Genomic DNA, 23,301 nt, shown 5'->3' with positions numbered 1-23,301 from the left:
GGGAGAGGGGACTGACCGAGGTGTCTTGGGCTATTCATCGACCTGACAGACCAGATCGATTATGGATTCACAACAAATCTTGCCCGCCGGCACATCTCAACAGCCTCCCCCAATCGGCTCCCTCTCCCTCGGGAGAGGGCTGGGGTGAGGGGCTACGATGTCTGCTCCCACAAAAAGCCCCGCCTGATCAACTCAAGCGGGGCTTCTGCGTTACAGCTTAAAACTTAGTTCGAACTCACCGAAGAACGCGGTGCAACCGGCTGGTTGTCATTGGAAATGGTCACTTCCACCCGACGATTCATCGCACGGCCCGAGACGCTGCCGTTATCCGCGACCGGATATTCCTTGCCATAACCCTGAGCGACGATACGCGAAGGATCGACGCCCATCTTGATCAGGGCCATCTGCACGGAAGTCGCGCGGCGCTCGGACAGCGACTGGTTGTAGCTCGCGGTGCCGGTGCTGTCGGTGTAACCCTCGACGATCACTTTGCGATCCGGGTTTTCCTGAAGGAATTGCGCCAGTTTGTTGATGTTCACCAGACCGCTGGATTTCAGATCGGCCTTGTTGGTGGCGAACAACACGTCACCAAAAGTCACCAGCGTGCCGCGATCGGTCTGCTTGGCGTTGAGGCTGTCCTGCAGCTGTTTGATCTGCTGATCACGGGCATCCAGACGGGCCTGGGCACGTTGCGCGGCGGCGTTCTTCAGGTTGTTTTCAGCAGTGCGCAGGGCGATGGTCTGCTTGGCCACTTCCACGCGCTGGTTGGTCAGGTAGGCCAGTTGGTCAACCTTGGCCGCGTCTTCTTTGTCCAGATAGGCCTTGTCGGCTTTGTCCAGATAATCGCTGGCGTCTTTGGTTTCCAGTGCGGCGACTTTGCTCGCCTGCGGGTTGGCCTGCAGGCCGGCATAGTTGGTGCGTGCCTGTTCCAGGTTCGGGTTAGGCGGGGTAGAGCAGGCAGCCAGGGCAACGCTTGCGGCCAGAAGAGCGGGAATCATCAGTTGCTTACGCATAATTTGTCGTCCTTTCTATCGATAAGAGATTCAGCTTTGCGGTCCGGATGCGCGCTTACTGCACGGTGCGCTGGCTTTCCTGACGCAGTTCCTGAACACCTTTCTGGGAATCCTTCACAGCCTGTTCAGCCTTGGCGGCCTGCGCCTTGCGCTCTGCGACGCGAGCGTCCCATTCCGCCTGTTCGGACAGACGACGGGCTTCGTCATACTTCTTGTCGTGCATGGCGATTTCAGCTTGTTTCAGTTTGTCCTGAGCCTGCTTCATTTCCACCGCAGCGAACTCGGTACCGCCGGCGCTGACGGCGCTGTTCACGGCCGACTGGGTCACGGCGTACTGCTCGGTCGGTGGGTTACCGGCGCAACCGGCCAGAACGAAGCTGGTGCCGATGGCCAGAGCGGCCAGTTTCAGACCGCGCAGGTGGGAAAACGTGGATTGGGTTTTCATGGTCTTCAACTCCATTAGGCATCTCCTGAAAATACATCTGAATCCATCCTGGCAGAGGAGCCGAAAGCATCGCTTGTTGACGCGAATTGAAACGCTCGTTCCAGGCGTGGTTACCTGTTCCGACCGGCGGCATTTTTCAAAAGTTCAGAAAAGATGGCCTATCGCCAAAAATTAACCTGACCGTTTGGACAAGGCTCTGGGGCGGGAACTTTGGCGGTTTGAAGCGGTACGCGCGGGTGAGTTTTAAGATAAATATCAGGGTTAGCCGGGCCCTGTGGGAGCTGGCTTGCCAGCGATGAGGCCATCATGCTCAGCACATCTTTGACTGAAATGACGCCATCGCGGGCAAGCCCGCTCCCACAGGTTTTTCTGTGTCGGGTCAGTGATTCTGTTTGTTCTCGGCTGAAGCCAGATCATGCAAATGCCGCCGCGACAGCGCCAGAAAACGTGGCGTCGGCCCGACGTCTTCATACAGCGGATCACCTTCCTCATCGGTGGCGACCACCGTCGAGCCTTTCACATACGGCAGGCTCGCCTCGAATTCTTCAAGCGCCGCACCAATCAGTTCGCCGAGCAATTCCTCGGGGTGGCGTTTGGGGTACATCTCGGCAATCGCCGCCAGCCTTGCGGCAGATTCCACGTCCAGATGAATCGTGTAGCCAGTGTCGGTCAGGCGACCTTTGGCGTTTTCTTCCCAATGCTGGGCAAGTTCACGGATTTTCATGATGACCTCATTTCGCACCTGCTCATGGCAGGTCTGGGTGAGTGTCCGCCAGGGCCGGCGGCAAGCCGTCGTGCGGCTTACTGTTGAGACTAGCTTTGCCGCTCAAGGTTTAAAGTCCCTTCGTCGGCTGCTTGTAAGAAGCGCCGCAGAGCGGCACTCTCTCGAGCAAAGCATTCGTTTCTGCGCCGTCCCGATTACCGTTGGAGAACTGCTGATGACCGATATTGATGCACGCTTGCGCGAAGATGTTCACCTGCTCGGAGAGCTGTTGGGCAACACCATTCGAGATCAGTACGGCGAGCCGTTCCTCGCCAAGATCGAGCAGATCCGCAAGGGCGCCAAGGCTGACCGGCGCGGTTCGATGGACGCCGAACTGAGCGCCAGCCTCAATCAGTTGAGCGAAGATGAATTGCTCCCGGTGGCGCGCGCGTTCAACCAGTTTCTCAACTTGGCGAACATCGCCGAGCAATATCAGTTGATTCATCGGCGCGAAGAGTCGCAGCCGGCGCCGTTCGAATCCCGTGTATTGCCTGAACTGCTGGCGCGTTTGCGCAGCGAAGGCCACAGCGCCGAATCCCTGGCCCGGCAACTGGCGCGGTTGGAAATCGAACTGGTGCTGACCGCGCACCCGACCGAAGTCGCCCGCCGCACCTTGATTCAGAAGTACGACGCGATTGCCGCGCAACTTGCCGCGCAGGACCATCGCGACCTGACCAGCGCCGAGCGCGAACAGATCCACACCACCCTGCAACGATTGATCGCTGAAGCCTGGCACACCGAAGAAATCCGCCGCACACGGCCGACGCCGGTTGACGAAGCGAAATGGGGCTTTGCGGTGATCGAGCATTCGCTGTGGCAGGCGATTCCCAACCATATGCGCAAGGCCGACAAGGCGCTGCATGAGGCCACGGGCTTGCGCCTGCCGCTGGAGGCCGCGCCGATTCGCTTCGCCTCGTGGATGGGCGGCGACCGTGACGGCAACCCCAACGTCACTGCAGCCGTAACGCGCGAAGTGTTATTGCTGGCGCGCTGGATGGCCGCCGACCTGTACCTGCGCGACGTCGATCACCTCGCCGCCGAACTGTCGATGCAACAAGCCAGTGACACGCTCAGGGCCCAGGCCGGCGACAGCGCCGAACCGTACCGCGCGGTGCTCAAGCAATTGCGCGAGCGCCTGCGGGCGACACGTAATTGGGCTCACGCCGCGCTCACCGCGCCGACACCTGCGCCTGCCGAAGTGCTGCACAACAACCGCGACCTGCTCGGGCCGCTGGAGCTGTGTTTTAACTCGCTGCACGAATGCGGCATGGGCGTGATCGCCGACGGACCGCTGCTCGATTGCCTGCGTCGCGCGGTGACATTCGGGCTGTTCCTGGTGCGTCTGGATGTGCGTCAGGATTCCGCGCGGCACAGCTCGGCGATGACCGAAATCACCGATTACCTCGGCCTTGGGCGTTATGAGGACTGGGACGAAGAACAGCGGATCAAATTCCTTACCCAGGAACTGAGCAACCGCCGTCCGTTGTTGCCAGCGCATTTCAAACCGTCGGCCGACACCGCCGAAGTGCTCAACACCTGCAAGGAAATCGCCGCTGCCCCGGCGGCTTCGCTCGGCTCTTACGTGATATCCATGGCCGGCGCGGCTTCCGATGTGCTCGCCGTGCAACTGCTGCTCAAGGAATCCGGCGTGCTACGGCCAACGCGCGTGGTGCCGCTGTTCGAAACCCTCGCCGACCTCGACAACGCCGGGCCGGTGATGGAACGGCTGTTGCTGCTGCCGGGTTATCGCGCGCGTCTGCAAGGCCCGCAGGAAGTGATGATCGGTTACTCCGACTCGGCCAAGGACGCCGGCACCACCGCGGCGGCCTGGGCGCAATATCGCGCGCAGGAACGGCTGGTGGAAATCTGTCGCGAGCAGCAAGTCGAACTGCTGTTGTTCCATGGTCGCGGCGGCACCGTCGGCCGTGGCGGCGGCCCGGCGCACGCGGCGATTCTGTCGCAGCCACCGGGTTCGGTGGCGGGGCGGTTCCGCACCACCGAGCAGGGCGAAATGATTCGTTTCAAATTTGGCCTGCCGGACATCGCCGAGCAGAACCTCAATCTGTATCTGGCGGCGGTGCTCGAAGCGACATTGCTGCCACCGCCGCCGCCAACGCCCGAATGGCGACACCTGATGGACGAACTGGCGGCGGACGGCGTCAGCGCTTACCGCCAGGTGGTGCGCGAGAATCCGCAATTCGTCGAATACTTCCGCCAGTCCACGCCGGAGCAGGAACTGGGGCGCCTGCCGCTCGGCAGTCGTCCGGCCAAGCGCCGTGCCGGCGGCATCGAGAGCCTGCGCGCGATCCCGTGGATCTTCGGCTGGACGCAAACCCGGCTGATGCTGCCGGCGTGGCTGGGCTGGGAGTCGGCGCTGAGCAAGGCGCTGGAGCGCGGCGAAGGCGCGTTGCTCGGGCAGATGCGCGAGCAGTGGCCGTTCTTCCGCACGCGCATCGACATGCTGGAAATGGTGCTGGCCAAGGCTGATGCCGATATCGCGCTGTCTTACGATGAGCGTCTGGTCGAGCCGGAACTGCTGCCGCTGGGCGCGCAGTTACGCGACCTATTGTCGCAGGCGTGCGCCGTGGTGCTCGGCCTGACCGGCCAGTCGCAGCTGCTCGCGCACAGCCCTGACACCCTGGAATTCATCCGTCTGCGCAACACCTATCTCGACCCGCTGCATCTATTGCAGGCCGAATTGCTGGCACGCTCGCGGCAGCAGGAAGTCGAGCAGGGCAGTCCGGTGGAACAGGCGCTGCTGGTGTCTGTGGCGGGGATTGCCGCCGGTTTGCGAAATACCGGCTAACGTTTGCAACGGGGCATGCGGCATCGAGTAATCGCTGCCGCATGCCGCTGTGCGTGAGCGGGGAAAGTGCCGCCAGGCGACAGTTCATGTTGGGGTTGCGACTTGGGTTACCGCGTCGCAAGGTCGCGGCGGGCGTCGGTTTCTCCGACTTTTGGCGTCTTGTGTGGGCGCAGCCTGCTGTGTATCTTGATCAGCCTTTGGCCGTTTGTGCGGCCACGACCCGTATTTTTCAGGATTCGTCCCAAGCGGCGAATCCTTTGTTTTGTAAAAGCTTTTTATAAAAAAATTGAGGAGCACATCTAATGCGCGTCATTCTGCTGGGAGCTCCCGGGGCCGGTAAAGGTACTCAGGCTAAGTTCATCACCGAGAAATTCGGCATTCCACAAATTTCCACCGGCGACATGCTGCGCGCAGCGGTCAAGGCCGGTACACCACTGGGCGTTCAAGCCAAGAGCATCATGGATGCCGGCGGCCTGGTGTCGGATGACCTGATCATCGCCCTGGTCAAGGACCGCATCGCCCAGCCTGACTGCGCCAACGGTTTCCTGTTCGACGGCTTCCCGCGCACCATTCCGCAGGCTGAAGCACTGGTGACTGCCGGTGTCGAGCTGGACGCCGTAGTGGAAATCGCCGTTGAAGACGAAGAGATCGTTCAGCGCATCGCCGGCCGCCGTGTTCACGAAGCCAGCGGCCGCGTTTACCACATCGTCTACAACCCGCCGAAACTGGCTGGCAAAGACGACATCACCGGCGAAGAACTGGTGCAGCGCAAGGACGACACCGAAGAAACCGTGCGTCATCGTCTGTCGGTCTACCACTCGCAGACCAAGCCGCTGGTGGAGTTCTATCAGAACCTCTCCGCGAAGAATGGTGGCAAGCCGAAGTACAGCCACATTCCTGGCGTCGGTTCGGTCGATGCGATCACCGCCAAGGTCCTCGCGGCGCTGAGCTGAAAAGTCTGAATAGCTGCATCATCCACGGCCCGCTTGCGGGCCGTAGTTGTTTATACTGACGCACCTTTTTTCCCCACCCCTGTTCTGGAAACATCGATGAGTACCTTGCTGGCCCTGGACACCGCGACTGAAGCTTGCTCCGTTGCCTTGCTGCACGACGGCAAGGTGACGAGCCATTACGAGGTGATCCCGCGCCTGCACGCGCAAAAATTGCTGCCAATGATCCAGCAACTGCTGGCTGATGCCGGGACCACGCTGCAAGCAGTCGACGCCATTGCGTTCGGGCGCGGGCCGGGTGCATTCACCGGTGTGCGGATTGCCATCGGCGTGGTGCAGGGGCTGGCGTTTGCGTTGGATCGTCCGGTGTTGCCGGTGTCCAATCTGGCGGTGCTGGCCCAACGTGCGTTGCGCGAGCATGGCGTGAGTCAGGTCGCGGCGGCCATTGATGCGCGCATGGACGAAGTCTATTGGGGCTGCTACCGCGAAACGGCGGGGGAGATGCGTCTGGTCGGCGCCGAAGCGGTGCTGCCACCGGAAGTCGCAGCGCTGCCGGCTGACGCCAGTGGCGACTGGTTCGGTGCGGGCACCGGTTGGGGCTACGGCGAGCGCATTGCGGTCAACCTGACCGGCGCCGATGCGGGCATGCTGCCCCACGCCGAAGACCTGCTGACCCTGGCGCGGTTTGCCTGGGCGCGCGGCGAGTCGATCCCGGCGGACGACGCGCAACCGGTCTACCTGCGTGACAAAGTCGCCACCCCAAAAGCCCGCTAAGTCACCGCTTTCCCCTGTGGGAGCGAGCCTGCTCGCGAAGCGGTGGTTCAGATAAGGAAATTTGTCTGACCCGGCGCCTTTGCGAGCAACTCGCTTCCACAGGGAAATAAGTCACATCGAAATATCGCCAATCGTCAGTTTTTTCCCCTCGTTTAAAACCTTTTGCGCTTTATGTGTTCTAGTTATCACTCGGCAGTTTGCTAAGTCGGTCAGGTGCCGCTAAATTGCCATCATTGATACCGAGCATGAAATTATGCGTATAGACGGCGTTTCCTCTCAGTCCTATCCCATCAAGCGCAAGCCTCGCAAAGGCCCTGTGACGGTGGACGAATCCCTCGACGATATCGACGGCGAGCTGGAGTTTCCGACTGAAGAGCAACTGGCGGCCCGTGCTGCTGCCAAAGCCACTGCGCAACGCCTGAGCAATCTGCCTGCCCGTCAGCAAGACATGATCTACCACCGCGCGATGAGCAAAAGCGTAGCGATGGCCTTGGCCAGCTACCTGAGCACCGCCGGTTTTGTCGATTGGGATGCCGACGTGCTGGGTCTCGATCTGTATATCTGATGGATCTGCCTTACTACCTTGGATGCCCGTCCTGGAGCGAAAATGCCTGGCGCGAGTATCTGTATCCGGTAGACGCAAAAACCTCCGACTTTCTCGGTCTCTATTCCCAAGTGTTCAATGCGGTCGAAGGCAATACCACCTTCTACGCCAGCCCATCGCCCGCCACCGTGCAGCGTTGGGCCGAGATCATGCCCGAACACTTTCGCTTCACCGCCAAGTTCCCCGGCGACATCAGCCACAGCGGTGACTTGCGCGATCAATTGACCGCCGCCGAAACCTTCCTGCAGTTACTCAAGCCGCTCGGTCAACGGGTGTCGCCGTTGTGGCTGCAACTGTCGAAAAGCTTCACCCCGCAGCGGCTGCCGGAACTGGCAGCGTTCATCGATGCACTGGATTGCCCGTTGGCGGTGGAAGTGCGCAACGAGCAGTTTTTCGCCAAGGGTGAGAGTGAGCGCTTGCTCAACCGTCTGCTGCTCGATCGTGGTGTCGAGCGCATCTGCCTTGATCCGCGTGCGCTGTTCAGCTGTCTGTCGACCGAGTCGTCGGTGATCCACGCACAATCGAAAAAGCCGCGAGTGCCGACGCGTCCGGCGGCGTTTACCCAGTTCCCGCAGGTGCGCTTCATCGGTCATCCCGAGCTTGAAGCCAACGATCCGTTTCTGCTGCCGTGGGTGAGCAAGATCGCCGAATGGATTGAAGAAGGGCGCACGCCGTATATCTTCCTGCACACCGCCGATAATCTGCTCGCGGCGAAGCTGGCGCAACGTTTTCACACGCAATTGATGCAGCGTTTGCCTGGCTTGCCAGCGCTGCCTGAGCTATACAGAGAACCCGCCGCCGAGCAACTTGGCCTGCTCTGAGGCGTCTGTATTTTCCCGCCCGGAGCCTGCCGATGGACGCTTCAGCCCGCAACGAACAAGCCCGTAAAGCCATTGCCTTCAAAGCCCTGCACGAACAACCGGGGATCTTTGTGATTCCCAATCCGTGGGACGCCGGCTCGGCAAAGATGCTCGCCAGCCTCGGCTATCACGCCCTGGCAACCACCAGTGCCGGTTATGCGTTTTCGCAAGGCAAGGCCGATGGCGCGTTGAGCCTGGACGAGACCCTGGCCAATGTTCGCGCCATCGTCGCGGCAACGGACTTACCGGTGGCGGTGGACCTCGAAAACGGTTTTGCCGATGACCCGACCGAATGCGCCAAGAGCCTGCTGCGCGCTGCTGAAGCCGGCGCGGTGGGTGGTTCGATCGAAGATGCCACTGGCCGCGCGGACGCGCCGATCTACTGTTTCGAACACGCCGTGGCGCGCATCGAGGCCGCAGTCGCAGCGGTGCGCACGCTAGCGTTTCCCTTCGTTCTGACCGCCCGCGCGGAAAACTACCTGCACGGCAATCCCGATATCAACGACACCATCCGCCGCCTGCAGGCATTCGCCGAAGCGGGCGCTGACGTGTTGTATGCGCCGGGTTTGCGCACTGCCGAAGAAGTGCTGGCGGTGGTCCGGGCGGTGGCGCCGAAACCGGTGAATGTGCTGATGTCTGGCGGCTTGAAACTGACCGTGCAGCAATTGCAGGACATGGGCGTGCGGCGGGTCAGCACCGGTTCGGCCTTGGCGCTGGCGGCGTTTGGCGAGTTTTTCCGCGCCGCTGAGGAAATCCAGCAGTCGGGCACCTTTGGCTTCACGTCGCAATCGATGCCGTTCGCCAAGGCCAATCAATTGTTCAAAGGCTGAGCATGGGGCGCTGGATTTTCTGGTTGATCCTGCTGGCGCTGGGTGGGACGGCCCTCAGTGTCTGGCGCGGCTGGCTTGACGTGCCGGCGCAGTGGAATCCGTGGGCGCCGCTGGACATCAAAGCCCCGCCCAATTGGCTGACCGGTTACAAGCTGATGCGTCTGCGCAGTGATCCGGCACTTTGTGCCCAGGCCCTGAGCAGTTCGGATCTGCGCGTTTCACCGCAATCCGACAGTCCCGGCGCCAAGTGCCCGTTGATGGGCGCCTTGCGCGTACAGGGTGGTGAGACCGCGCTGAGCAGCAGTTTCCTCGCCAGTTGCCCGTTGGCGGTGGCTTACGCGATGTTCGAACATCATTCCCTGCAACCGGCCGCGCAAGCCGTTTACGGCCAGAAGGTCGCGCGCCTCGATCACCTCGGCAGCTTCGCCTGCCGCAATGTCTATAACCGCGAGAGTGGGGCGCTAAGCCGTCACGCCAGCGCCGATGCGCTGGATATCGCCGGTTTTCGCTTGGCTGACGGGCGCAGCATCAGCGTGCTCAAGGACTGGCCCAAGGACAATCAGGACGCACGGTTCTTGCGTCAGGTGCGTGACGGCGCCTGCGAGGCGTTCAGTGTGGTGTTGAGTCCGGATTACAACGCCGCCCACCGCAATCACTTTCACGTCGATGTCGGGCGCTGGAGCGTGTGTCGCTGAGGTTTACGCGGCGAGGCGCAGGTTCTGCAGAACGATCGGGCGTGCCCAGCCGTTATCGAAGTCGAGCGCTTTTTGCTGCTCGACAATTTCTTCCGGTGGGAACGGCGGATAAGGCTTTTGCAGCAGATCAAGGTCGAACTCGGCAATCGGCAAGTACAGCGGCTTTTTCTGTGGTGCAGGGCCTGGTTCTGGCATTGGCTGACCGTTGTTGATCACGATCGGGCGGACCCAGCTGCTGTCGAAATCTTGCTGCTCTTGCTGGGCTTTGAGTTCTTCCGGCGGGAACGGTGGGAACGGCTTGTCGAGCAGTTCCATTTCGAACTCGGCGATTGGCAGGAACAGCGGCTCCGGCGGACGCACTTGGGTTTCGACCACATCGCACTCGCGCTGGCTGACGATGTGCGCGTGCAGTTCGCTGCCGATGGTTGGCTCTTGCGGGCTGTTCAGGTCAACCGGTGGGAACGTGCCGCAGGCTGGCACCACTTCACTCGACTGTTCGGCCAGCGCCTGGGCAAAGAAATCCTGCCACAGGTGACTGACGCCGCTCAGTGTTTGAGTGTTATGACGGCTGAAATCGCCATGGGGCGAAATGTAGCCTATCGATGTGGGAAGAATGCCTGACATTTTTTTCGGTTGACGCTCAGCTCTGGCAAAATGCGCGTTGAATGGTTTATCGGCGGTTTTTGTCGATCCTTAACTTTTTTGAGCGTTTTTTCATGATCGAGTCACCCGCGGCCTGCCGCATCCATGTCCAGGCCCTTGCCGCGGCGTTTCAAGCGCAAGCCGAGCAATGGGCTGAACGTCTCGGCCTGCCGCTGGCCGAGGCGGACGGCGAGTTCGCTTTGCAGGTCGGCGAGCAGGGTTTGCAGCTGCAACAGCTCGGCCCGGACGCACCGGGGCCGGTGCGGGTCGACTTCGTCGAGGGCGGCGCGGCGCATCGGCGTTTGTACGGTGGCGGCAGTGGGCAGATGATCGCCAAAGCGGTCGGCATCGCCCAAGGCGTGCGCCCGCGCGTGCTGGATGCCACGGCGGGGCTGGGCAAGGATGCGTTCGTGCTGGCGAGCCTCGGCTGTGAAATGAGCCTGATCGAACGCCAGCCTTTAATTGGCGCGCTGCTGGAAGACGGCTTGGCGCGGGCGGCGGAGGATTTCGACGTAGCGCCGATCGTGGCGCGGATGAAGCTGCTCAAGGGCAACTCCATCGAGGTCATGCGCAATTGGCAAGGCGAGCCTCCGCAGGTGATCTATCTCGACCCGATGTTTCCGCATCGTGAGAAGACCGCGTTGGTGAAAAAGGAAATGCGCCTGTTCCGACCCCTGGTCGGCGATGACCCGGATGCACCCGCATTGCTCGAAGCCGCGCTGGCGTTGGCCACGCACCGGGTCGTGGTCAAGCGCCCGCGCAAGGCGCCGTGCATTGAAGGACCGAAACCGAGCCATGCGCTGGATGGCAAATCGAGCCGGTATGACATTTACCCGAAAAAAGCGCTAAAACCTTAAAACCGAGTCGCGCCAATCGCTGGCAAGCCAGCTCCCACAGGGTTTGGTGGTGTGTACACAGTTTGAGATCACACCCAAATCCTTGTGGGAGCTGGCTTGCCAGCGATGGCGGCAGTGCCGACACCGCAGAAATCAGGGTCGATAAGCGCGCATAAACAAAGCCACTACTTCCTGAATATGGCGTTCTGAAGCCTCTTCGCTCAACGGCTCGCCACAGCCATACAACAGCCGGAAATTCCCTGCACCCTTGATCAGGCAAAAGAAATGCTCGGCGGCATTGCGCGGCAGATCGATGTTCAGCGCGCCGGTCTCGTGGATACGCGTCAACAGTCGCTCCATGCCCTGCACCATGCGCTCGGGGCCGGCCTGGAAAAAGATCAGCGAAAGATTCGGGTCCTGACTGCCCAGCGCCATGATCAGCCGGTGCAGATTCACCGATTCCTCACTGTTGATCAGTTGATGAAAACCCCGGGCAATGTTCAGCAACACATTTTCCACGGAGATGCCTTCCGGCAATTCGAAGAACAACGGCGGCAATTGTTCTTCGCATTTGGCTACCACTGCGGCGGAGAACAACGTCTCTTTGTCGTTGAAATGGCTGTAGACCGTCAGCTTTGACACGCCGGCCTCGCTGGACACCGCGTCCATGCTGGTGTTGGCGTAACCATGGGTGAGGAAGAGGGTTTTCGCCGCGTCGAGGATGGCTTGGCGTTTAGCCAGATCCTTGGGGCGACCCGGGCCGTTTGGAGCTGCAAGATTGTTAGACATTCTTCGCTTTTAATACTGGACTGGTGAGTTTGCTATTAATACCATACCGGCCAGTATAAATATTCCAAGCACCATTAGCGAAAGGTCCGTCACCATGTTCCGCCATGCGTTGTCCTTTGCACTGCCAGCGAGTCTGGCGTTTCTGTTGTCGGCGTGCGGTCAGGAAGAGGTGACGCAAGTTTCCGTGCGACCGGCCATGGTGGTGCAGCCAGAGCCTTCGGCGCAGGCGATGGAAAGCTATCCGGGTGAAGTTCGCGCACGTTACGAGCCCGACCTGGCGTTTCGTATCGGCGGCAAAGTCAGCCGACGACTGGTCGATGAAGGTCAGCGAGTGAAGGCTGATCAGCCCTTGGCCGAACTCGATCCGCAGGATGTACGCCTGCAACTGGAAGCCACCCGTGCTCAGGTTGCGGCCGCCGAGGCCAATCTGAATCTGGTGCGCGCCGAGCGCGATCGCTATAAAACCTTGATGGAGCGGCAGATGGTCAGCCGATCGGCCTACGACAACGCCGAAAATCTATATCGCTCCGGCGAAGCCCGCCTTAAACAAATCAAAGCTGAATTCAACGTTTCGACCAACCAGGCCAGTTACGCGGTACTGCGCGCGCCGCAGGATGGTGTGGTGGCCAAGCGTTCGGTGGAAGTCGGTCAGGTGGTCGCTGCCGGGCAAACCGTGTTCACCCTCGCTACCGATGGCGAGCGGGAAGTGTTGATCAGCCTGCCGGAGCAAAGCTTCGGCCGCTTCAAGGTCGGCCAGCCGGTCACCGTCGAATTGTGGACCCAGCAAAACCAGCGCTTTGCCGGGCAGATTCGCGAATTATCGCCAGCGGCCGATCCGCGCTCGCGCACCTTCGCCGCACGGATTTCCTTTACCAGCGGCAAAGTTCCGGCGGAACTGGGCCAGAGCGCGCGGGTATTCGTGCAATCTGCCGACAGCGTGTCCTTGTCGGTGCCGCTGTCGGCCCTCACCGCCGAAAACGGCGCGACCTACGTCTGGGTCGTCAACGCCAACAACACCTTGAAGAAAACTCCGGTGCGCGTGGGCCCGTTCGGTGAAAAAACCGTGCCGGTGCTCGAAGGCTTGAGCGCCAGCGACTGGGTGGTGGCCGCCGGAGTGCATGTGCTGCTCGAAGGCCAGCAGGTGCGGCCGGTGGATCGCTCCAACCGCGTGGTCAATCTGGCGAACAAGGAGTAAGCCCCGATGCGCTTCAACCTCTCCGAATGGGCGCTGCGTAATCGCCAGATCGTACTGTTCCTGATGCTTTTGCTCGCCGTTGTGGGCGCGTTGTCCTACACCAAGCTGGGCCAGAGCGAAGATCCGCCGTTCACCTTCAAGGCCATGGTCATTCAGACCCGCTGGCCCGGCGCGACGGCGCAGGAAGTCTCGCGCCAGGTCACCGAACGCATCGAAAAGAAGCTGATGGAAACCGGCGAGTACGAACGCATCATGTCGTTCTCCCGGCCCGGCGAATCGCAAGTCACCTTCATCGCCCGCGATTCGATGCATTCCAAGGACATTCCCGATCTCTGGTATCAGTTGCGCAAGAAAGTCGGCGATATCCGCCAGACCTTGCCGCCGGGCATTCAAGGGCCGTTTTTCAACGACGAGTTCGGTACTACCTTCGGCAATATCTATGCGCTGACCGGTGACGGTTTCGATTACGCCGTGCTCAAGGATTACGCCGATCGCATCCAGATCCAGCTGCAACGGGTCAAGGACGTCGGCAAGGTCGAACTGCTCGGCTTGCAGGACGAGAAGATCTGGGTCGAGCTGTCCAACGTCAAACTGGCAACCCTCGGCCTGCCGCTGGCTGCGGTGCAGCAAGCGCTGGAGGAGCAGAACGCGGTCTCCACGGCGGGGTTCTTCGAAACCGGAAGCGAGCGTTTGCAGCTACGGGTCTCGGGAAATTTTCAGACAGTCGATGAGATAAAGAACTTTCCGATCCGCGTCGCCGATCGTACGTTCCGCATCGCCGATATCGCTGATGTGCGACGCGGTTTCAGTGATCCACCGGCGCCGCGCATGCGTTTCATGGGCGACGACGCGATCGGTCTGGCGGTGGCGATGAAGGACGGCGGCGACATTCTGGTGCTTGGTAAAGCGCTGGAAGTCGAATTCTCGCGACTGCAGAAAAACCTCCCGGCTGGCATGCAACTGCGCAAGGTATCCGATCAACCGGCAGCGGTTAAAACCGGCGTCGGCGAGTTTGTCCAGGTACTGGTCGAAGCGCTGGCGATCGTGTTGCTGGTGAGTTTTTTCTCCCTCGGTGTACGCACCGGCATGGTCGTCGCGCTGACCATTCCGCTGGTGTTGGCGATGACCTTCGCCTGCATGTATTACCTGGGCATCGGTCTGCACAAGATTTCCCTCGGTGCGCTGGTGCTGGCGTTGGGGTTGCTGGTCGACGATGCGATCATCGCCGTGGAAATGATGGCGATCAAAATGGAGCAGGGCTTCGATCGCATCCGCGCGGCGAGTTACGCCTGGACCAGCACCGCGTTCCCGATGCTCACCGGCACCTTGATCACCGCCGCCGGGTTTCTGCCGATTGCCACGGCGCAGTCCGGCACCGGCGAATACACCCGCTCGATTTTCCAGGTGGTGACCATTGCCTTGCTCGCCTCATGGGTCGCGGCGGTGATGTTCGTGCCGTATCTGGGGGAAAAACTCCTGCCGGATCTGGCGAAAATTCACGCAGCCAAGCATGGCACCGGCGACGGTCAGCCGGACCCGTACGGCACGCCGTTCTATCAGCGGGTCCGGCGCTTGGTGGAGTGGTGCGTGGCGCACCGCAAAACCGTGATCGTGCTGACCGTCGGGCTGTTCATCGCCTCGGTGATGCTGTTCCGCTTTGTCCCGCAACAGTTCTTCCCGGCCTCCAATCGACTGGAGCTGATGGTCGATCTGAAACTGGCCGAAGGCGTGTCGTTGGCTAATACCACCAGTGAGGTCAAACGTCTCGAAGCGCTGCTCAAGGAACACGCCGGTATCGACAATTATGTGGCGTATGTCGGCACCGGTTCGCCGCGCTTCTATCTGCCGCTCGATCAGCAACTGCCGGCAGCGAGCTTCGCGCAGTTTGTGGTGTTGGCGAAAACCATCGAGGAGCGCGAGACGCTGCGCACATGGTTGATCGACACCCTCAACGAGCAATTTCCGACGCTGCGCTCGCGTGTCACGCGTCTGGAGAACGGTCCGCCGGTTGGCTATCCGGTGCAGTTCCGTGTGACCGGCGAGCACATTGAAGAAGTCCGCGCCCTGGCCCGCAAGGTCGCGGCCAAGGTTCGCGAAAACCCGCATGTGGTCAATGTGCACCTGGATTGGGAAGAGCCGAGCAAAGTCGTTTACCTGAACATCGATCAGGAGCGCGCACGGGCGCTTGGCGTGAGCACGGCGAATCTGGCGAAATTCCTGCAGAGTTCGTTGACCGGGTCGAGCGTCAGTCAGTACCGCGAAGATAACGAATTGATCGAAATCCTCCTGCGCGGCACGGTGCATGAGCGTACAGAATTGTCGCTGCTGCCAAGTCTGGCGGTGCCGACGGACAACGGCCGCAGTGTCGCCTTGTCGCAGATTGCCACCTTGGAATATGGCTTCGAGGAAGGGATCATCTGGCATCGCAATCGCCTGCCGAACGTGACCGTGCGAGCGGATATCTACGGCAAGGAGCAGCCGGCGACGCTGGTCAAGCAGATCATGCCGACGCTGGATTCGATTCGCGCCGAATTGCCGGATGGTTATCTGCTGGACGTCGGCGGCACGGTGGAGGATTCCCAGCGCGGGCAGGCTTCGGTGAATGCCGGGGTGCCGATGTTCATCGTGGTGGTGCTGACGCTGTTGATGGTGCAGTTGCGCAGTTTTTCGCGCACGGCGATGGTGTTTCTCACCGCGCCGCTGGGGTTGATCGGGGTGACGTTGTTCCTGATGGTGTTCCGCCAGCCGTTCGGCTTTGTGGCGATGCTGGGGACGATTGCGTTGTCGGGGATGATCATGCGCAACTCGGTGATTCTGGTGGATCAGATCGAGCAGGATATCGCCTCCGGGCTCAAGCCGTGGCAGGCGATTATCGAGGCGACCGTGCGACGGTTCCGGCCGATTGTGTTGACGGCGCTGGCGGCGGTGCTGGCGATGATTCCGTTGTCGCGCAGCGTGTTCTTCGGGCCGATGGCGGTGGCGATCATGGGCGGGTTGATTGTGGCTACGGCGTTGACGCTGCTGTTTTTGCCGGCGTTGTATGCGGCCTGGTTCAGGGTTCGTCGGGAGGTTTGAGCCTTGGCGGCCTTCGGGCCGACCAGGCTCTGGTTGTTTTGGGTGAATATCCGTTGCTTTGGGGGTTGCTTCCGGCGGTTCCGCGCTTACAGCGGGTCACTTTGGCAAACGCCCCAAAGTAACCAAAGGCTTTGCTCCTGCGTTCGGCCCTCGCAGGCTCGGGTTCCTTCGCTCCGGGATCGATCCGGGCGCAGCGGCTACGGTTTGCTTCGCTGCACCTACGTCCGCTGTGTCTGGCTGCGCCAGACGGTCGCTGCGCTCCCACGCCCGGATCAATCCCTGCGCTCAGCCTTCCGATGTCGCTGGTTAGGCAAGATCAAAAGCACTCGAGCTTCGCTCATTGTAAGGAGTGGTTAGAAGCGTGGCGGTTGGCTTTGGTTTTGTGGTGTGGCTGCCCCTCACCCCAGCCCTCTCCCGAGGGAGAGGGGGCCGATTTTGGTTGGATTCAAAATTTGCATTCGACTCGATATCGCATGTTGGTGCGCTTACTCCAAACAACTCGGTCAGTCCCCTCTCCCTCCGGGAGAGGGTTAGGGTGAGGGGCTTTTGATTTTCAGACTGACTCCAAGCCTCAGCCTTCAATGGCTCCGGCGATCAAGATCAACAGCGAGATCAAAAGCAGGCGAGCTGGCACTCGGCCTGGTGGTGGGCGCGGTTTTTGTGGGAGCTTGCCTGCAAGCGAAGGCGGCCGGGCAGCCGAGACTACTGCTCTGACGATGCTCCCATCGTCCTACACCTTTTCAGAAACCTCCGATCTTGAGCCGCTGCGCGTCGAGTGTTGTACTCCAGCTCCTGTTTTCCGCAATCCTTGAGTCTGTCCTCATGAAGAAGCCACCGAAATCAAGCGGCAGAACCGACCCTGTTTTCGATCTCTTGGCTCGTTCTCCCCACAAGGAACGCTTGGCAGATTATCTTGCGTTGCTCAAACCATTTGATGATCAGGGTCGTTACCTGCCATTCGAGGCGCTGCGCTATCGCTGGGCCGTGGGGTTGGACGCGAATCTTTGTTGGGCGTTGGTGAAGAAGGCGCGGGCGGCGCAATACATCAATCTGTTGCCGTTGGGCGAGCCGTTGCAGTGGGGCAAATATGTGCAGACGCCGCTGGCGCAGAAAACCCTGTCTGTAGTGGATCGTCATACCACTACGGCTGCGCTGGACTACATGACCAGTCAGATCGGTGAGCGGATGCACTTTTCTTATCTACTCAATGATCTGATCGAAGATGAAGCCATCGCCAGTAGCCAGCTGGAAGGGGCGGCCACCACCACACGGGTGGCCAAGGACATGCTCAAGCAGCAGCGCCAGCCGCGCACTCCCGACGAGCGGATGGTGCTGGGTAATTACCGAATGATGAATTTTGCCTGGGAACAACGATACCAACCCTTGAGCGTAGCGTTGATCACCGCGATCCACCGGGTCGGTGTCGAGGGGATCGATGACAAACAGTATTCCCCGGAGTGTTCCGGACCAATGATGAAGTCGTCGTGCAGGACGGCGCGGGTAACACCGTGCATCGGCCGCCGCCTGCTGCGGGTTTGGTTGCGCGGCTGGAGAAACTGTCGGATTGGGTCAACCTGTCCCACGGCTCAACGCTCGAGAAGAATTACCTGCATCCCCTGATCAAGGCAATCACACTGCACTTTGCATTGGGCTATGAACATCCCTTTCGCGATGGAAACGGGCGGGTCGCCAGAGCGTTGTTTTATTGGTTGATGTTCAAAAACGAGTTCGCAGCTTTTCGCTATATCGCGATCAGTTTGCTATTGCGCAACGCGCCGGTGAAATATGGACGATCTTACTTACACACCGAGGCGGATGAGCTGGACCTGACCTATTTCATCGAATTTCAGTGCTCAGTCATTCAGCGTGCGGTACTTGGATTCACAGACGTTTACCGCAGAACTGTTGCCTATACCGACGACTTCGAGCGCTGGCTCATCAGTTCAGGCTTTGTCGATCGACTGACAGAGAAACAGCGTGCGGTGTATCAAGTGGCAAAAAGCGGAGCTGCAAAAGAGTTCACTGCCAACAATGTGGCGGGAAACTTCGTCTGTTCGTATGCCGAGGCTGCGTCGGTATTAAAGGGACTGATTGAATTGCAGCTTTTCGAGCGAAGGAAGATAGGGCGGGAATGGGTGTATTTTTTACGAAGCCCTCTACAAAAATGTAAGCATGGAGGCGAGTTGCTTCGCCCCCGTGCCATGACCGCTTAAAGTGTCCCAAACACCTTCTTCGCCAGACTCGTCGCCGCCGCTGCAGGATTCTGGCGCAACGTTTCTTCCTGTTTGCCAATCATCTCGAACAAACCATTGAGCGCCTGTTCGGTGACGTAGTTTTCGACGTTGGCGCTCTTCGCATCGACCACGCCGAATGCGGCGGCCTGGCCGGCGAACGAGTTGTACTTCTGCGCGACGCCAACCTTGTCGGTGGCTTGTTTGACGATCGGCAGGAATTTGGCGCGGATCTGTTCGCGGCTGGATTTATCCAGGTATTGGGTGGCCGAGTCGTTGCCACCGCTGAGGATACCTTTGGCGTCGGCCACGCTCATTTTTTTGACCGCGTCGACCAGAATCGGTTGGGCCTGGGTCACGGCGGATTCCGCGGCTTTGTTCATCGCGGTTTCCAGTTCTTCGACCTGGGCGCCCATGCCGAATGCCTTCATCTTGCTCGCGGCTTTGCCGAGTTTGCCCGGCAACTCGATCTTCACTTCAGGGTTGTTGCTGAAGCCACCGGGCGTGCCCAGTTGTTTGACGGCGATTTGTGCGCCTTGGGTCAAGGCATCCTTGAGGCCGCCGGCGGCGTCTTGTTGCGACAGGTCGCTGAGCGACAGGGCCAAGGCGTTGGCGGAGATCAGCAAACCGGTGCAGATGGCGGCGAAGCGAAGGGTAGGGCGGCGCATGGCGGCTTCCTTGTGGTGGAGCGTGAATTAGCGGACGGCGTCGACGCGGATTTTCAGCGGCTGCGGGTCGCTGCCGTCGAGTTGCACGGCGTGGTTTTCGGTGGTGATGAACATCAGCTCACCATTGACCTCGATGCGCGCGCTGACCGAATAGCGATGGCCGGGTTTGACCTGCGCCGGATCGTAGCTCAAGTGGAACGGCAGCGGCACCTGGCCTTTGACCGGGCCTTTGTGTTGGTCGAGGACAACGGCGGGTGCGTCGGCCAGCGACACGTCTTGCAGGCTGACGCTTAAGGTTGCGCTCGGTGGCAGGGCGATGCGTTGCAGGTAGAAGACTTCGCCGTCGAGGCTGGCTTTGCCTGCCGGGGTGGTGGATTGGCAGGCGCTGAGCAGGGTGGCGGTGGCAAGTGTTAGCAATTTTTTCAAGGTTTATCTCCTTTCAATGTGGGAGCGAGCCTGCTCGCGAAAGCGGTGGTTCAGTCAGAGTAAATGTCGACTGACACTTCGCCTTCGCGAACAGGCTCGCTCCCACAGGCGGATTTGCATCAGGCCTCTGGTTGAGGTAGGACTTGGTCCGCCGCATCTTCACTGCGATGCAGCGCCACCTGACGGATCGACAAACGAATCTCCGCCGGCAGCACGCGTTTCGCCGCGCCTTCAGCGAGTTCGCCGAGCAGTTCGTGATAGCTGAGCTTGCCGGCTTCGTCGCGACGCAGCACGTCGAGGTCCAGCATCGTCTGGATGAAGTGGCGGAACAGGCTCTTGTCGAAGAACTCTGGGGCGTTCAGCCCGTGAAGGATCGACAGGCGCTGGGCCATGACTGTGCACAGGTCTTCCAGTTCTTCGGCGCTGATACTGTTCTGGCCGCTGTTGAGCAGCAGCGATACGGTCATGTAGAAACGCTGCAGGGTCTGCGCGATGCTTTTCGACAGCAGCGTCAGCAGCACGAAATGTCGCGAACTCGGTGCCGGGCGCAGGTACAGGTCCTTCTCGAAACGCAGCAGGCCTTGCTCGACGAACGCTTCCAGCCATTGATCAACTACATCGTCCAGCTCATCCAGCGTCCAGCGGATGAACAGTTCTGATTGCAGGTACGGATACAGCGCATGGGTGTAGCGCAGGATCTGCTCGCGGCTCATGCGCGAGGTGCTCTGGAAGAAGCTCGCCAGCAGCGACGGCAGGGCGAAGATGTGCAACACGTTGTTGCGGTAGTAGGTCATCAGAACGGCGTTCTGTTCGTCCAGATAGAGGATCTTGCCCAGTGCATCGTTCTGCTCGGCGAGCAGGTCCATGTCCTTCACATGCTCGATCAACGCGCGGCCATCGCCTTCGGGCAGGGTGGTGTGCGGCGAGTACGGGACTTTGCGCAGCAGCGCCAGATACAGGTCCAGAACCCGCGCCATGGCGCGATCGTCCAGCGCAAGACGCGTGGTCGAGAGCAATGCCAGCGCCACCAGATTCACCGGGTTGATCGCTGCGGCTTCATTGAGATGCCGGGCGACTTTTTCGCCGAGGCGGTTAGTGGTTTCGTTAAGCCACGCCGGTTTGAACTGCGGACCGAGTTCCTGCTGGCGCCAGTCCGGTTGCTCCGCTTCGAGGAATTCGGCGAGTTTGATTGGCTCACCGAAATTCACCGCGACCTGGCCGAAGCGCTGCTTGAGCGCGCCGATCACTTTGAAAATATCGAAAATCGATTCTTTCTTCTTGCTTGCCCCGCGCAACTCGCCCAGGTAAGTGCGACCTTCGAGCACACGCTCATAGCCGATATACACCGGCACAAACACGATCGGCATGCGCGACGAACGCAGGAAGCTGCGCAGGGTGATCGCGAGCATGCCGGTTTTCGGCTGCAGCATGCGCCCGGTGCGCGAGCGACCGCCCTCGACGAAGTATTCGACCGGGAAACCTTTGGTAAACAGTGTGTGCAGGTATTCGTTGAACACCGAGGTGTACAGCGGATTGCCCTTGAACGTTCGGCGCATGAAAAACGCGCCGCCACGGCGCAGCAGGCTGCCGATCACCGGCATGTTGAGGTTGATCCCGGCGGCGATGTGCGGCGGGGTCAGGCCGTTACGGAACAGCAGATACGACAGCAGCAAGTAGTCGATGTGGCTGCGGTGGCACGGCACGTAGATCACTTCGTGACCCTGAGCGACCTCTTGCACGCCTTCGATGTGGTTGACCTTGATGCCGTCGTAGATCTTGTTCCAGAACCAGCTCAGCACCACTTCGAGGAAGCGGATCGCGGTGTAGGTGTAGTCCGAGGCGATCTCGTTGCCGTAGCGCAGGGCCTGGGCCTTGGCTTTTTCCGGGGAGATGTTTTCGCGCTCGGCTTCGTCGAGGATCGCTTGTTTGACCAGCGGCTGATTGAGCAAGCCTTTGACCAGATTGCGCCGGTGGGAAATGTCCGGGCCGATCACCGCCGCCTTCAGGTTGCGGAAGTGCACACGCAGGATTCGCTGGGCCATGCGCACGGTGCGTTCGTGGCCCTTGTTGTGATCGATCAGTTCGCGCAAATGGATTGGCGCGGAGAATTGCACGCGGGTCTTGCGGCCCAGGACAATGATGCTCAGCAAGCGCCGCAAACGGCCGGTGACCGCCCAGCTGTCAGCGAACAACAGTTTCCACGGGCTGTTTTCGCTGTCCGGCGATTGGCCCCAGAACACGCTGACCGGAATGATCTGCGCATCTTCAGCGGCGTTTTGCGAGAGTGCGCTGACCAGTCGGGTCAAGGTCGGCGGCGCGCCGCGTTTGTCCTGGCGGCCGAGCCAGTCCGGGTCCGGGGTCAGATAGAAAAACGCCGCCGGTTCGATCAGCGCACCCACCGACACGGCCAGCACCGGCCGCGGCAGGCCGGCCTTGGTGCACTCGGTGTCGACCACGGCCAGATCGGTCAGCGAAGGGTTTTGCAGGACGTAGAACACCGGACGACTGCGGTCGAGGTTGAGGGTGAACGACGACTGATTGATCGTCTCGGAGCGAACCCAGAGGTACAACAGTCGGCGCAGGGTGCCAAACACAAGACGGCGGAACGGGGAACGGGTCATACGGCTTCTGCGTGAGTGGATAAAACCGAGCGGTTGCTCAAGTGGGCGACAGTTTGCCGTATTGGGTGAAAATCGGCAAAAAAGCGCCGAATTAATCTCCTGTTGAGACTTTTTCCACCTGTCATATACTCGGCGCTCTGTTGCCGGTGCCCTTTGATGGACGTCGGACGCAGGCTGACGTTCCTCTGAGGCTTTCCTGCGAAAAGCCCGTTCAATAATAAAAAAGGAGTATGAACAGATGGCAACACGCGAAACCGGCAATGTGAAGTGGTTCAACGACGCCAAGGGTTATGGCTTCATTCAGCGCGAAGACGGGGCGGACGTGTTCGTGCACTACCGCGCGATTCGCGGCGAAGGGCACCGCTCGCTGACTGAAGGCCAGCAGGTTGAGTATGCCGTGATCAGCGGCGAGAAGGGCTTGCAGGCTGAGGACGTAGTCGGTCTCTAAAGATCGTTCCCACGCTCTGCGTGGGAATGCCTCAACGGACGCTCCGCGTCCGCTTTGGGACGCAGAGCGTCCCGGGCTGCATTCCCACGCGAAGCGTGGGAACGATCAAACAGCAGCTTCAAGCTGCAAGCCACAAGCTATAAGCAGTTTCGCTTGCAGCTTGCAGCTCGTAACTTGCAGCTGCTTCTAAGCCGTTTTCCAGGTGATTTCTTCTTCACCATCTTCGCTGATGCGCATCCAGCGATCGGCGGTTTCTTCGCCTTCCTCTTCGACCCACGTCCCCGGTGCGCAGCGCACTTCGACGTTCAGCGCGGCAAAGGCTGCGCGGGCGCAGGCGATGTCGTCGTCCCATGGGGTCTGGTCGCTTTCCAGGTACAGGCTGTTCCACTTGCCCACGGCTTTCGGCAGCCAGGTCACCGGGATGGTGCCGGCCTTGCACTTGTACGTCTGACCTTTCTGCACCCAGTCGCTGCACGGGCCCAGCGCGGCGCCGAGCCAGGCGGAAATGGCCTTGTGGTCGACGTCGGCGTCTTTCAGGTAAATCTCGATATCCGGTTGGCGCATGGATGTCCTCACTGCGGGTCTGAAAAATCCATTCGCGGATTTAGCCGGCCCCGGGCACTTGCCCGG

Annotated in this window: 20 protein-coding genes and 1 pseudogene; 12 read left to right on the top strand and 9 right to left on the bottom strand. The window is 60.3% G+C overall.

Going from position 1 to position 23,301, the window contains the following annotated elements:
- Positions 1–224: 224 nt before the first annotated feature.
- The 3 genes from M0746_RS20240 to M0746_RS20230 all read right to left on the bottom strand — a co-directional run bounded on the left by M0746_RS20240 (position 225) and on the right by M0746_RS20230 (position 2,182).
- Positions 225–1,013 carry an OmpA family protein gene (locus M0746_RS20240; RefSeq protein ID WP_024011746.1) on the bottom strand — a complete coding sequence of 263 codons (789 nt, stop codon included), beginning with the start codon at positions 1,011–1,013 and terminating at the stop codon, positions 225–227.
- A gap of 55 nt (positions 1,014–1,068) precedes the next feature.
- Positions 1,069–1,473 (bottom strand): DUF4398 domain-containing protein, encoded by a 405-nt coding sequence (locus M0746_RS20235; protein WP_090281970.1) that lies wholly within the window; start codon positions 1,471–1,473, stop codon positions 1,069–1,071.
- 364 nt (positions 1,474–1,837) lie between these two features.
- Positions 1,838–2,182 carry a pilin assembly protein gene (locus tag M0746_RS20230; RefSeq protein WP_090281971.1) on the bottom strand — a complete coding sequence of 115 codons (345 nt, stop codon included), beginning with the start codon at positions 2,180–2,182 and terminating at the stop codon, positions 1,838–1,840.
- Between the two features lie 214 nt (positions 2,183–2,396).
- On the opposite strand from M0746_RS20230, the gene ppc reads away from it, so the two are divergent.
- The 7 genes from ppc to M0746_RS20195 all read left to right on the top strand — a co-directional run bounded on the left by ppc (position 2,397) and on the right by M0746_RS20195 (position 9,740).
- Positions 2,397–5,027, top strand: coding sequence for a phosphoenolpyruvate carboxylase (gene ppc, locus M0746_RS20225; RefSeq protein ID WP_258450381.1), 2,631 nt, complete (start codon positions 2,397–2,399; stop codon positions 5,025–5,027).
- Positions 5,028–5,329: 302 nt separating this feature from the next.
- Positions 5,330–5,980 (top strand): adenylate kinase, encoded by a 651-nt coding sequence (gene adk / locus M0746_RS20220; RefSeq protein WP_039762420.1) that lies wholly within the window; start codon positions 5,330–5,332, stop codon positions 5,978–5,980.
- 96 nt (positions 5,981–6,076) lie between these two features.
- On the top strand, positions 6,077–6,751 hold the full coding sequence (gene tsaB / locus M0746_RS20215) for a tRNA (adenosine(37)-N6)-threonylcarbamoyltransferase complex dimerization subunit type 1 TsaB (protein ID WP_258450380.1): 675 nt from the start codon (positions 6,077–6,079) through the stop codon (positions 6,749–6,751).
- Between the two features lie 253 nt (positions 6,752–7,004).
- Complete coding sequence (locus M0746_RS20210) at positions 7,005–7,316, top strand: hypothetical protein (RefSeq protein ID WP_090281974.1); 312 nt, start codon at positions 7,005–7,007, stop codon at positions 7,314–7,316.
- Positions 7,316–8,176, top strand: a complete 861-nt coding sequence (locus M0746_RS20205) for a DUF72 domain-containing protein (RefSeq protein ID WP_258450379.1) — start codon at positions 7,316–7,318, stop codon at positions 8,174–8,176. Before M0746_RS20210 ends, M0746_RS20205 begins: the two co-directional genes overlap by 1 nt.
- Positions 8,177–8,208: 32 nt before the next feature.
- Entirely contained in the window at positions 8,209–9,045 is an 837-nt protein-coding gene (locus tag M0746_RS20200; RefSeq protein WP_258450378.1) for an isocitrate lyase/PEP mutase family protein, read from the top strand.
- A 2-nt stretch (positions 9,046–9,047) separates the two neighbouring features.
- Positions 9,048–9,740, top strand: a complete 693-nt coding sequence (locus M0746_RS20195) for an extensin-like domain-containing protein (RefSeq protein WP_258450377.1) — start codon at positions 9,048–9,050, stop codon at positions 9,738–9,740.
- 3 nt (positions 9,741–9,743) lie between these two features.
- On the opposite strand, the gene M0746_RS20190 is transcribed toward M0746_RS20195, so the two are convergent.
- Entirely contained in the window at positions 9,744–10,364 is a 621-nt protein-coding gene (locus M0746_RS20190; protein ID WP_208938561.1) for an energy transducer TonB, read from the bottom strand.
- A gap of 92 nt (positions 10,365–10,456) precedes the next feature.
- On the opposite strand from M0746_RS20190, the gene M0746_RS20185 reads away from it, so the two are divergent.
- Positions 10,457–11,239 (top strand): class I SAM-dependent methyltransferase, encoded by a 783-nt coding sequence (locus tag M0746_RS20185; protein ID WP_274705835.1) that lies wholly within the window; start codon positions 10,457–10,459, stop codon positions 11,237–11,239.
- A gap of 132 nt (positions 11,240–11,371) precedes the next feature.
- Here the strand turns inward: M0746_RS20185 and M0746_RS20180 are convergent, their stop codons facing one another.
- Entirely contained in the window at positions 11,372–12,007 is a 636-nt protein-coding gene (locus M0746_RS20180) for a TetR/AcrR family transcriptional regulator (protein WP_258450376.1), read from the bottom strand.
- Positions 12,008–12,101: 94 nt separating this feature from the next.
- Here M0746_RS20180 and M0746_RS20175 point away from each other — a divergent pair, with 94 nt between their 5' ends.
- The 3 genes and pseudogenes from M0746_RS20175 to M0746_RS20165 all read left to right on the top strand — a co-directional run bounded on the left by M0746_RS20175 (position 12,102) and on the right by M0746_RS20165 (position 18,490).
- Positions 12,102–13,202, top strand: coding sequence for an efflux RND transporter periplasmic adaptor subunit (locus M0746_RS20175; protein WP_208938559.1), 1,101 nt, complete (start codon positions 12,102–12,104; stop codon positions 13,200–13,202).
- Positions 13,203–13,208: 6 nt separating this feature from the next.
- Positions 13,209–16,277 (top strand): efflux RND transporter permease subunit, encoded by a 3,069-nt coding sequence (locus tag M0746_RS20170; RefSeq protein WP_258450375.1) that lies wholly within the window; start codon positions 13,209–13,211, stop codon positions 16,275–16,277.
- Between the two features lie 822 nt (positions 16,278–17,099).
- Positions 17,100–18,490, top strand: a pseudogene (locus M0746_RS20165) (Fic family protein).
- On the opposite strand, the gene M0746_RS20160 reads toward M0746_RS20165, so the two are convergent.
- The 3 genes from M0746_RS20160 to plsB all read right to left on the bottom strand — a co-directional run bounded on the left by M0746_RS20160 (position 18,487) and on the right by plsB (position 22,223).
- Positions 18,487–19,176 carry a DUF4197 domain-containing protein gene (locus M0746_RS20160; protein ID WP_208938556.1) on the bottom strand — a complete coding sequence of 230 codons (690 nt, stop codon included), beginning with the start codon at positions 19,174–19,176 and terminating at the stop codon, positions 18,487–18,489. The pseudogene M0746_RS20165 and the gene M0746_RS20160 overlap by 4 nt on opposite strands.
- A gap of 27 nt (positions 19,177–19,203) precedes the next feature.
- Entirely contained in the window at positions 19,204–19,602 is a 399-nt protein-coding gene (locus tag M0746_RS20155) for a YbaY family lipoprotein (RefSeq protein WP_258450374.1), read from the bottom strand.
- 119 nt (positions 19,603–19,721) lie between these two features.
- On the bottom strand, positions 19,722–22,223 hold the full coding sequence (plsB, locus tag M0746_RS20150; protein WP_258450373.1) for a glycerol-3-phosphate 1-O-acyltransferase PlsB: 2,502 nt from the start codon (positions 22,221–22,223) through the stop codon (positions 19,722–19,724).
- Between the two features lie 238 nt (positions 22,224–22,461).
- On the opposite strand from plsB, the gene M0746_RS20145 reads away from it, so the two are divergent.
- Complete coding sequence (locus M0746_RS20145; RefSeq protein WP_208938554.1) at positions 22,462–22,671, top strand: cold shock domain-containing protein; 210 nt, start codon at positions 22,462–22,464, stop codon at positions 22,669–22,671.
- Between the two features lie 186 nt (positions 22,672–22,857).
- Here the strand turns inward: M0746_RS20145 and M0746_RS20140 are convergent, their stop codons facing one another.
- Positions 22,858–23,235: a hypothetical protein gene (locus M0746_RS20140; protein WP_208938553.1), complete on the bottom strand. Its 378-nt coding sequence runs from the start codon at positions 23,233–23,235 to the stop codon at positions 22,858–22,860.
- Positions 23,236–23,301 lie beyond the last annotated feature (66 nt).

The organism is Pseudomonas sp. S11P7 (assembly GCF_023195435.1).
Lineage (GTDB): Bacteria > Pseudomonadota > Gammaproteobacteria > Pseudomonadales > Pseudomonadaceae > Aquipseudomonas > Aquipseudomonas fluorescens_G.
The sequence above is the reverse complement of the archived record's forward strand: the minus strand, read 5'-3'. Positions and strand labels throughout refer to the sequence as shown.